The 13,045-nt window shown below is 64.0% G+C and carries 12 protein-coding genes; 6 read left to right on the forward strand and 6 right to left on the reverse strand.

What is annotated here, in order from left to right; genetic code table 11:
- Positions 1 to 39: 39 nt before the first annotated feature.
- Positions 40 to 957 (forward strand): ribokinase, encoded by a 918-nt coding sequence (rbsK, locus tag ACVWY3_RS18910; protein WP_456839825.1) that lies wholly within the window; start codon positions 40 to 42, stop codon positions 955 to 957.
- Here rbsK and ACVWY3_RS18915 read toward each other — a convergent pair whose 3' ends face one another.
- Complete coding sequence (locus tag ACVWY3_RS18915) at positions 958 to 2,175, reverse strand: NAD(P)/FAD-dependent oxidoreductase (RefSeq protein WP_456839826.1); 1,218 nt, start codon at positions 2,173 to 2,175, stop codon at positions 958 to 960. It abuts the gene before it with no gap.
- Between the two features lie 226 nt (positions 2,176 to 2,401).
- Between ACVWY3_RS18915 and ACVWY3_RS18920 the strand changes: the two genes are divergently transcribed.
- A complete protein-coding gene (locus ACVWY3_RS18920; protein WP_456839827.1) occupies positions 2,402 to 3,196 on the forward strand; it encodes an enoyl-CoA hydratase/isomerase family protein in 795 nt (264 codons plus the stop codon).
- Between the two features lie 4 nt (positions 3,197 to 3,200).
- Here the strand turns inward: ACVWY3_RS18920 and ACVWY3_RS18925 are convergent, their stop codons facing one another.
- The 4 genes from ACVWY3_RS18925 to ACVWY3_RS18940 form a co-directional block, all read right to left on the reverse strand.
- Positions 3,201 to 4,541, reverse strand: a complete 1,341-nt coding sequence (locus ACVWY3_RS18925; protein ID WP_456839828.1) for a TRAP transporter large permease — start codon at positions 4,539 to 4,541, stop codon at positions 3,201 to 3,203.
- Entirely contained in the window at positions 4,538 to 5,116 is a 579-nt protein-coding gene (locus tag ACVWY3_RS18930; protein ID WP_456839829.1) for a TRAP transporter small permease, read from the reverse strand. Before ACVWY3_RS18930 ends, ACVWY3_RS18925 begins: the two co-directional genes overlap by 4 nt.
- 125 nt (positions 5,117 to 5,241) lie before the next feature.
- A complete protein-coding gene (locus tag ACVWY3_RS18935; protein WP_456839830.1) occupies positions 5,242 to 6,237 on the reverse strand; it encodes a TRAP transporter substrate-binding protein in 996 nt (331 codons plus the stop codon).
- Positions 6,238 to 6,294: 57 nt separating this feature from the next.
- Positions 6,295 to 8,007, reverse strand: coding sequence for an IlvD/Edd family dehydratase (locus tag ACVWY3_RS18940; RefSeq protein WP_456839831.1), 1,713 nt, complete (start codon positions 8,005 to 8,007; stop codon positions 6,295 to 6,297).
- A gap of 173 nt (positions 8,008 to 8,180) precedes the next feature.
- Here ACVWY3_RS18940 and ACVWY3_RS18945 point away from each other — a divergent pair, with 173 nt between their 5' ends.
- From ACVWY3_RS18945 to ACVWY3_RS18955, 3 genes are all read left to right on the forward strand, one after another.
- Complete coding sequence (locus tag ACVWY3_RS18945; protein WP_456839832.1) at positions 8,181 to 8,861, forward strand: GntR family transcriptional regulator; 681 nt, start codon at positions 8,181 to 8,183, stop codon at positions 8,859 to 8,861.
- A gap of 431 nt (positions 8,862 to 9,292) precedes the next feature.
- Entirely contained in the window at positions 9,293 to 10,285 is a 993-nt protein-coding gene (locus ACVWY3_RS18950; RefSeq protein ID WP_456839833.1) for a TAXI family TRAP transporter solute-binding subunit, read from the forward strand.
- Between the two features lie 34 nt (positions 10,286 to 10,319).
- The gene (locus ACVWY3_RS18955; RefSeq protein WP_456839834.1) at positions 10,320 to 10,883 is read left to right on the forward strand and encodes a hypothetical protein; all 564 of its coding nucleotides are present in this window, start codon (positions 10,320 to 10,322) and stop codon (positions 10,881 to 10,883) included.
- Positions 10,884 to 11,075: 192 nt separating this feature from the next.
- Here ACVWY3_RS18955 and ACVWY3_RS18960 read toward each other — a convergent pair whose 3' ends face one another.
- Positions 11,076 to 11,900: an NAD-dependent epimerase/dehydratase family protein gene (locus tag ACVWY3_RS18960; RefSeq protein ID WP_456839835.1), complete on the reverse strand. Its 825-nt coding sequence runs from the start codon at positions 11,898 to 11,900 to the stop codon at positions 11,076 to 11,078.
- A gap of 89 nt (positions 11,901 to 11,989) precedes the next feature.
- Between ACVWY3_RS18960 and ACVWY3_RS18965 the strand changes: the two genes are divergently transcribed.
- Complete coding sequence (locus ACVWY3_RS18965) at positions 11,990 to 12,967, forward strand: SMP-30/gluconolactonase/LRE family protein (RefSeq protein ID WP_456839836.1); 978 nt, start codon at positions 11,990 to 11,992, stop codon at positions 12,965 to 12,967.
- Positions 12,968 to 13,045 lie beyond the last annotated feature (78 nt).

Here is a 13,045-nt window from a genome sequence, read left to right on the forward strand (position 1 = left end):
CGCTGCACACTTTTCCGGATCATGCTCTAGGAGGGTGATATGGGGCGCGTCTTCGTCGCCGGCAGCATCAACATGGATGTGGTGGCGACGGCCGATCGCCACCCGCGCGTCGGCGAGACAGTCGCAGGAAAGCAGGTGCTGTATTTTCCGGGCGGCAAGGGCGCGAACCAGGCGGTCGCGGCATCGCGGCTCGGCGCTGGGACGACGCTGATCGGAAGGCTGGGCAAGGATTCGTTCGGGGCCGAGCTGCGCACGTTCCTCGCCGACCAGGGCATCGACCTCGGCTATGTCCAGGAGACGGCGGAGGCTCACACCGGCACCGCGCTCATCACGGTGGCGGAGGCCGACAACACCATCGTCGTCATTCCCGGCAGCAATGCGCTGGTCAGCGCAGAGGACGTCAGCGTCGTGCCGATGTTGAAGGGCGACGTCGCTGTCAGCCAGTTCGAGATCCCGTTGCCGGCGATTGCCGCGTTCTTCGAGCGGGCGCGTGGCGTTGGAGCCACGACGCTGCTCAACCCGGCGCCGGCGCAAAAGATGGCGAGCGAGCTGCTCGCGCTGGTCGACATCCTCGTGCTCAACGAGACCGAGCTCGGCTTTCTCGCCGGCGTGGAGCTTTCGGACAGCGACGAGGCTGCGCGGATCATCGACGTGGCGCGAAAGTTTCAGGCACGCCCGGACCAGACTATCTGCGTCACACTCGGCAGGCGCGGCGTGCTCGCGCTTGCGGGGCGCGAGGAGATTGCGGTGCCTGGCCGCTTCGTGACGGCAGTCGACACGACAGGCGCCGGCGACTGTTTCGTCGGCGCGCTCGCCTCGCAGCTCGCTGAGGACGCGACGTTGCGTGACGCGCTGACCTTCGCCAACGCCGCAGCGTCGGTCTCCGTGCAGCGTATGGGTGCCGGGCCGTCGATGCCGACGGCCGCGGAGGTTAAGGCAGTGCTTAGCGTCGGCTGATCACGCCAGCGCGCTCTTCAGGTCGAAGCTCTCGTCGGCGGCCTGCTCCGGCGTGATCGAGCGGTCCATGGCCTGCAGTCTCCGGCCGAACATGTGATCGCCGGCTCGGTTGATCGATTCGATGCCGAGCAATCTGTCGCCGTGATAGCAGAACGCCGAAAAGGCCTTCTTGGCAGGATCGCCGCGCAGCACGACGCGGTCGTAGCCGGTGGTGAGGCCCGCGATCTGGAGCTTGTCGTCGCCCTGGTCGCTCCAGAACCAGGGATGGCTGTCGTACGGCTTCTTGTCGCCGGTCAGCCGCGCGGCGAGACAGCGGGCGTGGTCGGTGGCATTCTGCACCGATTCCAGCCGCAGCGAGCCGCCGAAGCGCGGGCTTGCGAACAGCGCGCAATCGCCGATCGCGGAGATGTCAGGATCGGCCGTCGACAGATATTCGTCGACCATGATGCCGGCGGCAACCGGCAGCCCCGCCTCGGCCGCGAGCTCGATATTCGGCAGCACGCCGACGCCGACCACGACGAGGTCGGCGGGCAGATGCCGGCCGTCGCTCAGGGACACGCCGGTGATCTTGCCGTTCTCGGCCTCGATGGAGGTTGCCTGCACGCCCAGATGGATGCGGATGCCGGCCTCGCGATGCCGGTCCTGAAAATACTCGGAGACCTCGGCCGTCACCGCGCGCGCCATCACGCGCGGGGCGAGCTCGAGCACGTCGACCTCGAGACCCTTGATCCGCGCGGTGGCGGCGAATTCGAGGCCAATGAAGCCGGCGCCGATGATCACGGCGCGCTTTTTCGACGGCATGATCCGTCGCAGCGCCTCGCTGTCGTCGAGGATGCGCAAATATTTCACGTCGGGCAGATTCGCATTTGGCAAATCCAGCAGCCGGTTGCGCGCCCCTGTCGCCAGCACGAGATGGCCGTAAGGCAGCGTTTCGCCGGAGGCGAGCAGCACCTTGTGCGCCGCGCGGTCGATCGACACCGCGCGGCCCGCGATCAGCTCGATCTTCTGGTCCTGGTAGAACTTTTCGGGGCGGAACATCAGGCCCTCCGGCCCGGCCGAGCCCTTGATGTAGGCCTTGGACAGCGGCGGCCGCTGGTACGGCAGATGCGCCTCGTCATTGATCAGGCTGATGGCCTCGGCAAAGCCCGCCTGGCGCAGCGATGCCGCGACTTGATAGCCGCCATGGCCGGCGCCGACGATGATCACCGGGCCAGTCATTGGGCAGCCCATTTCCGGAAGACACGAGCGTGACCCATGTCGTCTCCTCTCTCGCTGATTTTGGTTTGGCTGACCTTACGAGGAGCCGGCGCTCGTGTCCGTCCCTTGGCAAAGGCGGCTCCATTTGAGCCTATCGTTTCGCCTTGCGCAAGAGCGGCCGGGGATTGTCACCCCCAGCCTTCTGCGATTTAGTCGCGAGAGCGACCTCCTGCCGGAGATATTCCAGATGCCAGCTCCCGTCTCAAAGCCGGACGATCCCGCCTTGCTGCGGATCGACGGCCCGATCGCAACCATCACGCTCAACCGCCCCGCTGCGTTCAACTCGATCAATCTGGCGATTGCGCAGAAGCTCGAGCAGCTCGCCGCCTATATCGAAGGCGACGACGCCATCAGGGTTTTGGTGATCGAGGGCGAAGGCCGCGCCTTCTCGGCCGGCGGGGATCTGCAGACGATCGGGGCTGCCGCCGAGGCCGGCACGGTGACGCCCGTCGTCGGCGAGCTCCTGAAGCACTATCATTCCTTCATCGAGATCATCAGGCGCATGCCGAAGATCTCGCTGTCGAGCGTGCACGGCTCGGCGGCCGGCGCCGGGATGGGCCTCGCCTTCGTCACCGACCTCTGCATCGCCGCTGACGACGCAAAATTCACGCCGGCCTATGCCAAGATCGGGGTGTCGCCGGACGGCGGCTCCACGGTCGGCATCGTTGGCACGGTCGGCTCACGCCGCGCTCTGCAGATCTTTCTCGCCGAGGACAATTTTACCGCGCAGCAGGCCTATGAATGGGGTCTCGTGGCCAAGACCGTTCCTGCGACCGAGCTGAAGGCGGCGACGCGGCAATTTGCCGAGCGGCTGGCGCAGAACCCGCCGGCGGCGATATCAGGCACCAAGCAGCTAGTCTACCAAGCCGCGACCACGGCGGTGAAGCAACAGTTGGACGCCGAGGAGCACAAGATCATCATGGCGATGAACACGGAGGAGTTTCGCGTTGCCGTGAAGAAGTTCACCAGTAAGGGCAAGTGAGCCCTCACTGCGGACAGATATAGCCCGTCCCGGCGGGCGACTTGAAGCAGCCGACCGACTCGGGGAGCACGTGCCGCGGCAGCCAGAGCACGACGCTCGGGAAGTAGATCGCGAATGCGATCGTGGTGAAGAACACGAGGTAGATCGGCAGCGCCGCGCGCAGCGCTTTCGCAAAGCTGATGCCGACGAATTTCGACGCCATCAGCAAGACGAGCCCATAAGGCGGCGTGATCAGGCCGAAGGCGAGCGTTGCGATCAGCACTACGCCCATGTGGACGCCGTTGATCTCGCCCGCCTCGGTGAGCGCGTTCACCAGCGGCATGAAGATGATGATGGTCGGCACCGGCTCGATGAAGTCGCCGACCACGGTGAACAGCAGCACCATCAACAGCATGATCAGGTGCGGGTCGTTGCCGGCGATCGAGGTGATCCACTCGGCGATGTAGGTCGCGCCGCGCAGATAGGCGAGCATCCAGCCGAAGGCGTTGGCGGCGCCGATGGTGATCAGCGGCAGTGAGAAGATCAGGCCGGCGAGGCAGAAATCATAGGGGATCTTCCTGATGTGGCCGCGGTTGAGCGCGGGGATCACGACGAGGATGATCCAGACCACGGCGACGACACCGGCTTCCGTCGGCGTGAACCACCCCGTGAGGATGCCCCCGAGCAGGATCACCGGGATCATCAGCGGCAGGGCCGCATCGCCGGCCGCGAACACCACCTGGCGCAGCGGCGCGCGCGGTTTGCGCAGGCCGGATGGGCCGAAGAAATAGCAGTAGATCATCAGCCCGAAGCCGATCATCAGCCCGGGCACGACGCCGGCCATGAACAGGCCGGCGATCGAGACGTTGCCCACCGCGCCATAGACCACGGCCGTGATGCTCGGCGGCACCAGCGCGGCGATGGTCGAGGCGGAGGCGATGATCGCGGCGATGAAGGCGGGCTCGTAGCCCTCGCGCTTCATCGGGCCGCCCAGCGCGCGGCTCATCACCGCAACATCGGCCGTGGTCGAGCCGGACATTTCCGAGAAGAACATGCTGAAGACGACCACGACCTGCGACAGCCCGCCCCTGATATGGCCGACCAGCGACACCGACAGATTGGCTATTCGCACCACCACGTTCGCCGAGCTCATGAGCTCGCCGACCAGAAGGAAGAATGGGATCGCCAGCAGCGCCTCGGAATCGACGCCATCGAAGATCTTCTGGATGATGGCGGCGAGCGAAACGTCCGACAGAATCGCGCCGACGAACACGCCGGCCATCAGCGAGAACGGCACGGGCACGCCGAGATAGCCGAAGGACAGGAAGCAGATCGACATCAAGGCGAGGACAACAGGGGCGCTCACGGCTGCGCCCTCATCTGCGGCTCGGCGACGACAGGTGCGGCATGCTCGTCAGGCGGCTCGGGATGGTCAAAGCCGTTGCGCAGGCCGTTGACGAGCTGCTCGATGGTGAACAGGCCGATCAACACGCCCGACAGCGGGATGATCGCGTAGAGCGAGGCGATCGGGGTGCCTGACGGCAGACGGAAGCTGCCGAAGCCGCGCAGATAGTTCTGGTAGCCGTACCAGATCAGGCACAAGGCGACGCCGAGCACGACGAGGCGAATGAGAATCTCGACGATCAGCCGCGGCGTGCCGTGCATCGCCTCGGAGATCGCGGTGAGATAGAGGTGATCGTTGCGCCGGGTCGCCGCCGCGGTGCCGATGAAGATCGCGTAGATGAACAGTGTCGAGGTGACTTCCTGGAGCCACAGCCAGGGATGGCCGATGGTGCGGGTGACGATGTCGGCGGTGACCGACAACGAGAAGCCGAAGCACAGGAGGCCGCATAGGATCATCAGCGCAAGCTCGAGCCAGTCGAACGCGCGCCATTTGAGGTGGCGTTGCCGTTGCACCAGCAGTTTGTCGGCGATGGGCATTATTGTCCTGGCTGCGGCTTTCCGTCATGGCCAAGCTTGTCCCGGCCATCCACGCACTTGGCGCGGTCTCGAAGGAAGAACGTGGATGCCCGGGACAAGCCCGGGCATGACGACCTTGTTTGTGATTAGTTGATCGACCGGATCAAATTCTTGATCTTCTCGGCGTGCGGGCCGAGCTCCTTGGCGAGCTTGTCGAGATAGGGGTCGGCGATCACCGTAAAGCTCTTCTTGTCGACATTGTCGACGACCTTCACGCCCATCTTCCTCAGCTTCTCGGCCGCGGTGCGTTCGAGCTCGAACGCCTTTTGCGGCTCTTTCGAGCTGATCTCGTTGGCCGCGGTCTGCACCCACCCCTTCTGCTCGGGCGTGAGACTCTGCCAGAGCTTGTCGGAGATGAAGACCAGTGCGTTGTTGGCCTCGTGCTCGGTGATGTTGAGCACGGGCGCGACCTCGTAATGCTTATTGACGAGGTAGACGTTGATGCTGTTCTCGGCGACGTCGACGACGCCGGTCTGCAAGCTGGTGTAGACGCTGCCGAACGGCATGTGCACGGTCTGGGCGCCATAGGCCGGGAACATGGTGTCCTCGGTCGCGGTCGCCTGCACGCGGACCTTCAGCCCCTTGATGTCACCGACGTTGTGGATCTCCCGCTTCGAATACATGTGGCGCACGCCCTGCGACCCCGTCGCGATCACGTGCAGACCCTGCGTGGTTTCGTCGATCATGGTTTTCAGCGCTTCGAACACGCGGGGATCGGCGAGGCCCTTGACGACGTGGTTCTCATCGCGGAACAGAAAGTGCAGCGACATCACACCGGCCTGCGGCGAGATAGTCGCGGTGTTGGCCGAGGAGATGATGGCGAATTCGACGTCGCCGGCCTTCACGAGCTGAAGCACCTGCGGCTCCTGCCCGAGCTGCGCGCCGGGATACTGGTCTATGATCATGGTGCCCTTGCTCAATTCCTTGAGCTTGTCGGCAAACAGGTCGCCCGCGATCGAATAGCCGGTGTTGCGCGGCTGATCGTAGGGGAAGCGATAATGCTTCACCTCCTGCGCCCCGGCCCCCGTGACGAAAAGCATGGCGGCAAAAGCCACCAACCCACGCGTGGATCGTGCAATCATCGTTTCCCCCTGTTTTGTCGCCCGCCGCTTGTGCGGTCTGAGCGCTCGTGCGAGTCGTCAATCCGTCTTTGGTCCAGTCCTCTGCATGAAGTCGAAATCGCAGCCCTCGTCGGCCTGCAAGATGGTCTTGTCGAATAGCCAGGCGTAACCTCGCCTGGCCTCGTCCGGCGCGGCCGCGGGCTTCAAGGCCGCACGCCGCCGCTCCAGCTCGGCGGCATCGACCAGCAGCTCGATGCTGCGCCTGGCCACGTCGAGGCTGATCATATCGCCGTTCTGCACCAGCGCTAGCGGCCCGCCGACGGCGGATTCCGGCGTGATGTGCAGCACGATGGTGCCGAACGCGGTGCCGCTCATGCGCGCGTCCGAAATGCGCACCATGTCCTTGGTGCCGCCGCGCGCGAGCTTTTTCGGGATCGGCAAGTATCCCGCTTCGGGCATGCCCGGCGCGCCCTTCGGGCCCGCATTGCGCAGCACCAGCACGTCGTCGGAGTTCACGTCGAGATCGGGATCGTCGACCCGCAAGGTCATGTCCTCGACGGATTCGAACACGACCGCGCGCCCGGTATGCTTCAGCAGCTTCGGGCTCGCCGCCGACTGCTTGATGACCGCGCCGCGCGGCGCAAGGTTGCCGTGCAGGACGGCGAGGCCGCCCTCCTTCTTGATCGGATTGTCGCGCGAGCGGATCGCGTCCTGACCGGGCACGTCCTCGGCATTTGCGACGACATCGCGCAACGTCTGGCCCGCGATCGTCTTCGCATCGAGATCGATGAGGTCGCCGAGCTGTGCCAGCAGCTTCGGCACGCCGCCGGCGTGATGGAAATGCTCCATATAGTGCTCGCCGGAGGGCTTCAGATCGACCAGCACCGGCACCTCGCGGCCGATCCGGTCGAAAACTTCAAGATCGAGCCGGTGCGGCGAGCGATGCGCCATCGCCGTCAGATGGATCAGGCCATTGGTCGAGCCGCCGATCGCCTGAAGCACGACCTGCGCGTTCTTGAAGGACGCCGGCGTCAAGAGCTCGCTCGGCTTTGGCCCCTTGGCCTTGGCCATTTCGGCGGCAACCTTGCCGCTGGCTTCGGCCAGACGGAAGCGCTCGGCATGCGGCGCGGGGATCGTCGCGCTCATCGGTAGCGACAGGCCCATGGCTTCGATCATGCAGGCCATGGTCGAAGCCGTGCCCATCACCATGCAGGTGCCGACGGACGGCGCGAGGCGCCCGTTGACCGCCTCGATCTCGGCATCGTCCATGTCGCCGGCGCGATATTTCGCCCACAGGCGGCGGCAGTCGGTGCAGGCGCCCAGCACCTCGCCCTTGTGATGGCCGACCACCATCGGGCCGACGGGAATGACCACGGTCGGCAGATCGGCGCTGATTGCGGCCATCAACTGTGCCGGCAGTGTCTTGTCGCAGCCGCCGATCACGATCACCGCATCCATCGGCTGCGCCCGGATCATCTCTTCGGTGTCCATCGCCATGAGATTGCGCAGATACATCGATGTCGGATGCGCAAAGCTCTCGGCGATCGAGATGGTCGGGAACACAAACGGCATCGCGCCCGAGAGCATTACGCCGCGCTTGGCGGCATCGATGATCTGCGGAACGTTGCCGTGGCAGGGATTGTAGTCGCTATAGGTGTTGGTGATGCCGACGATGGGGCGCTCCAGCGCGTCGTCGGAATAGCCCATCGCTTTGATGAACGCCTTGCGCAGGAACAGCGAGAAGCCGGCATCGCCATAGCTCGTCAGACCCTTGCGCAGACCACTCGCCATCATGCCACTCCTTGCGTTGCCATTGTGGTACAGCCTGCCCCCTCATTGTCAATAAGACAGGCGTCTCCCCGGCCATTTCTGGGCCCTTGCACCGCGAAACGCCCAGATTATTGACAATCTGCGCCTTCCCTGCTCCACAGAAGGAACCGGTCCAGCACCGAAGGCCGAGGGCAATGTCCGACATTCGCACCGCAGACAGCATGCCGGTCCGGCGCGACGATCCGGACGACGTGGTCGCGCGGCTGGAGGAGGACATCATCTTCGGCCGGCTGCCGCCGGGCGCGCGCCTGACCGAAGACGCGCTGATGTCGCGCTACGGCACCTCGCGCCATTTCGTGCGCCAGGCCTTGGTGGATGCCGAGCGGCGCGGCATCGTGCGCCGCGAGAAGAATGTCGGCGCCACCGTGCGGTTCTATTCGGCCGAGGAGGTCCGCCAGATCTACGAGGTCCGGGAGATGCTGACGCGGCAGGCCGCGCTGATGATTCCTCTGCCCGCGCCGCAAGCTCTCATTGACGAGCTGACCACCTTGCAGAAGCAGTATTGCGCGAAGGCAGACATACGGGACCTCCGCGGCATTCACGAAGCCAACGACGCGTTCCACGTCACCCTGTTCTCGGCCTGCGGCAACCCCTATCTGGTGCGCTCGCTTCAGGACTACATGAACCTGACGCTGCCCATGCGCGCCAAGAATCTCGCCGACCGCGAAGGCCTCGCGCAATCGCGCCGCCAGCATGAATTGATGATCGAGCTCTTGAAAGGCCGCGACAGCTGGGCACTGGCGCAGCTGTGTGTGGACCACATGCAGTTCAGCAAGTCCGATTATCTGGCGAGGATTGCGGGCGAGGCGAGCTAGCCGGTCCTTGCTTCGTCTCTTTCCGCTTGCGGGGAGCGCACCTGCGGCGCGAGCACGAGCTGACGATCGAGCTCGCGGCAAGGTCAAGCTGCAGGCATTGCCACGGAACGCCGCCGCCCTGGGCGCGTTGGAAGTCCAACCTTTAGCTTGGGTCTTGCTTCGGACGCGGCAGATGGAAGTTTCCCGGAGCATGTCACGCCCAAGAGTGGGCTGGCCAAGCAGGTTGAACAATGAGGGTCTGCGGAACGATGCGGGCCGGTTTGTTCATCGCATTGATTGCAGCGGTCTGGTTCGGCGGACAGGTCCAGGATTGCCTTGCGCAGACGCCGCCGCCCGCCTCTCCGAGGGAGTCGACGAAGTCGTCTCCGAGAAAGGAAGCCATCCCCAGGAAGGAAACAGGACGATCTGCGGACCCGTACACGGTGGGATTCGTGACCGGTACGCCGCAATGCACTGAATTCGCGATCGCTCAGGACATTGCGACCACGCTCGCTGCCGGCCAAGAGACCGGCCCTCATGGCGAGGTCGCCTTGCGGGTTCTGCCCATCGTCGGAAACGGCGGTATTCGCAACGTCCTCGATGTGCTGACGCTCGCCGGTGCCGACGTGGCGATCGCCCCTGTCGTGCTTGTCGACCGGCTGCGGGAGACAAGGACCTTCGGAGATATCTCCGACAGGCTGACCTACATTGCTCCGCTCCATATCGAAGAGTTCCATCTTCTCGCGCGGCCGGAGATCGGAGACCTGACGGAGCTGGCGGGAAAAAGGGTCAATCTCGGGGATGACGGTAGTGCCAGCGCCATCCTTGGCCGTGAAGTGTTCAACCGTCTCGGCGTCAAGATCAGCGAGTCGAACTTGGGACCGGAAGCCGCGCTGGATGGCCTGAGGAAGGGAGATCTCTCCGCCGCTCTGCTGGTGTCAGGAAAGCCGGTGAGCTTCCTGACACAGATCTCGCAGCTCGATGGTATTCGCCTCCTGCCCATCCCCTACTCCAAAGAGCTGCTGCAACAGGAATACCTGCCATCGACGCTTCGCCATCTGGACTACCCGAACATCATCGCGGCCGAAGCCAGCGTCGACACGATCGCGATTAAATCAGCTCTGTTCGCCTATAGCTGGCCGATCGGCAGCGAGCGATATCGGTTGCTGGATTTCTTCGTGCAGACATTGTTCACGCGCTTTCCCGAATTTCTCGGCGACTCGCATCATCCTAAATGGCGCGAGGTGAACCTGGCCGCGCTGCTCCCCGGATGGCGACGATTCCGACCGGCAGAGCGGTGGCTCCAGCAGCAATCAGGTGGCGAGGCCGCGCTTCGCAAGGCGTTCGGCCGGTTCCTCGAGGGAAAGCCAACCGCCAATCCGCCAGACCGCGAAGAATTGTTCCAGGATTTCCTACGCTGGAGAGAACGCAATCCGGCCAAGTGAGCGAGCTTGACAAACAAACCTCGGGAGGGGTCCGATGCGCAAAGCGCTGGTGAGCGTAACCCTCGTTGCGTTGCTCGTCTTGATCGCCGATGTGAGGCGTCTCGCCGCCCAATTTGCCCCCTTCTTACCACAGGCGCCGCAAACGCTCGCGCCGGCCACCGCACAACCGGCGGACAATGTCGAGCAACCCAGGACAGCCCACCATCGAAGCAGCCGGGTGCACAGGAAGCACGCCGTCGTTCGTCCGCCGCCAAATCAGCGGGAGGTCGCGGAAAAAAACGGATACAAGCGGGTCAGCGATCTCGTGAACTTCCCGAAGTTCTTTCCGGGCCTTGGCATCATCTTCGTCAAGCCCGACAGTTTGCCGCTGGGACCATTCCTGTGCTTCGATCGCAGGGATCGTCTGGTCGCGACCGTGTACATGGTCCCCAACAAGGACATCGACGATCACAAGTCACTTGAGGGGGCGGGGTCAACGCGGCCGGTTGATCACGTCAGCTTCTACTTCAATCCCGGTCACCCGGGCGTGGACGTGCCGCATTACCACGTGGTTCTCTGGCATGTTACCAAGAAACAGGAAGCGCGCGTTGCGAAATGACGACTGGACTTTCTTGCCAGCGCCCCCTGCAAAAACGGTCGGGACAAGCCCGACCATGACGCCGAGGAGCTCTTCGCGAATCCAACTCTCACCGCGCCCTCGGAAGCGGCCCTCATCCCTCTCGGCGCGAGTGAAGCTCGTCGCGCCCCGCAAGAACGGCGCGAGGGAGCGCCCGTGCGTTCGCGTCAAACGCTACCGCTTGTTCCAGTCGATGATCCGACTCGGGTCGGCGTCGAACTCCATACTGCAGAACGTGCCGCCTTGGAAATAATCGCCGACCGGGTCCGGCTTCAGCTTGGCTTGCTCGGCCATCGCGTGCTCGCGGAAGTCCTCCGCGCGTCCCGTCGGGCGATAGCCGAATTCATAGGCGCGATGATTGTCCCACCAGGCGCGCTCGTTCAGCGAGGCGCCATAGAAGACCTCGAAATGGATGTCGGGATGTTCGAGCCCGATGCGGCAGAGCTGTACGAGGTCGTCGGGCTTGAGCCAGATCGAGAGCCGGCGCTGGTCGAGCGGCATGTCGCCGAAATTGCCGATGCGCAGGCACGTCACCTTCAGCCCATGCTTGTCGGCATAGAGCGCGCCCACGGCCTCGCCGAACACCTTGCTGACGCCGTAGCGGCCGTCGGGGCGCGGGGTGACGTCGGTGCCGATCTTGTGGTGACGCGGATAGAAGCCGACAGCGTGGTTCGACGAGGCGAACACCACGCGCTTGACGCCCTGGCGGTACGCCGCCTCGAACAGATTGTAGCCGCCGATGATGTTGGCCTGGAGGATCTGGTCCCAGGTGCCTTCGACCGAATAGCCGCCGAAATGGATGATGCCGTCGACGCCCTCGCAGATCGCCTCGCATTGCGCGAGATCGGCAAGATCCGCCGCCTTGAATTTCTCGTTCGCGCCGAGATCGGCGGGCGGCTTGATGTCGGAGAGCAGGAGATCCGGATAGATCGGCGGCAGCAGTTTTCGAAGGCTCGTGCCGATTCCGCCCGAAGCTCCCGTCATCAAAATACGCGGCATGTCTTTCCTCGTCTGTAGCCACCGATTTGCGGTCACGTGTCTCTAATGATAGCAGGATTGTCCAGAGGGAACGAAACGAGAGAACCGGCATGAATGAGGCATCGTCCCACACCCAGGAGCGGCCAGGCTGGCGGCCGGCGAGCTATTATCCCGATCCGGCGATCCGTGCGCTCGATTCCCGCTTCGAAAAATACTGGCTGAAGCTGTCGGCGGTGGAGCGGCTCGCGACCGGCCTGCGCTGGGCGGAAGGGCCGGTGTGGTTCGGCGACGGGCGCTATCTCCTGTGCAGCGACATCCCGAACCAGCGCATCATCAAATGGGAGGAGGAGACTGGCGCGGTTTCGGTGTTCCGGAAACCGTCGAATTTCGCCAACGGCAATACGCGCGACCGCCAGGGCCGGCTCGTGACGTGTGAGCATGGCGGGCGGCGCGTGGTGCGCACCGAATATGACGGCAGCCTCACCGTGCTGATGGACCAATTCAATGGCAAGCGATTGAACTCGCCGAACGACGTCGTGGTGAAATCCGACGGCTCGATCTGGTTCACCGATCCGACCTTCGGCCTGCTCGGCAATTACGAGGGCTACAAGGCCGAGAGCGAGATCGAGCCGAACGTTTACCGGCTCGATCCATCAACAGGCAAGGCGACCATCGTCGCCGAGGGCGTGCTCGGTCCGAACGGGCTGTGCTTCTCGCCGGACGAGAAGATTCTTTACGTCGTGGAATCGCGCGGTGTGCCGAACCGCAAGATTCTCGCTTACGACGTTTCGCCTGACGGCACCACGATCTCGGGCAAGCGCGTCCACATCGATGCAGGGCCTGGCACGCCGGACGGCATGCGCTGCGACATCGACGGCAATCTCTGGTGCGGCTGGGGCATGGGCGATCCCGAACTCGACGGCGTCGTGGTGTTCGCGCCGGACGGCGTCATGATCGGCCGCATTGCGCTACCCGAGCGCTGCGCGAACGTCTGCTTCGGCGGCGTCAAGCGCAACCGCCTGTTCATGGCGGCGAGCCAGTCGATCTACGCGTTGTATGTAAACACGCAGGGTGCGCTGGGGGGATAGTCTCTCCTGCGTCATTGCGAGCGAAGCGAAGCAATCCAGACTGTTTCTGCGGGGACAGTCTGGATTGCTTCGTCGCTG

The sequence above is a fragment of the Bradyrhizobium sp. USDA 4486 genome (assembly GCF_054057995.1).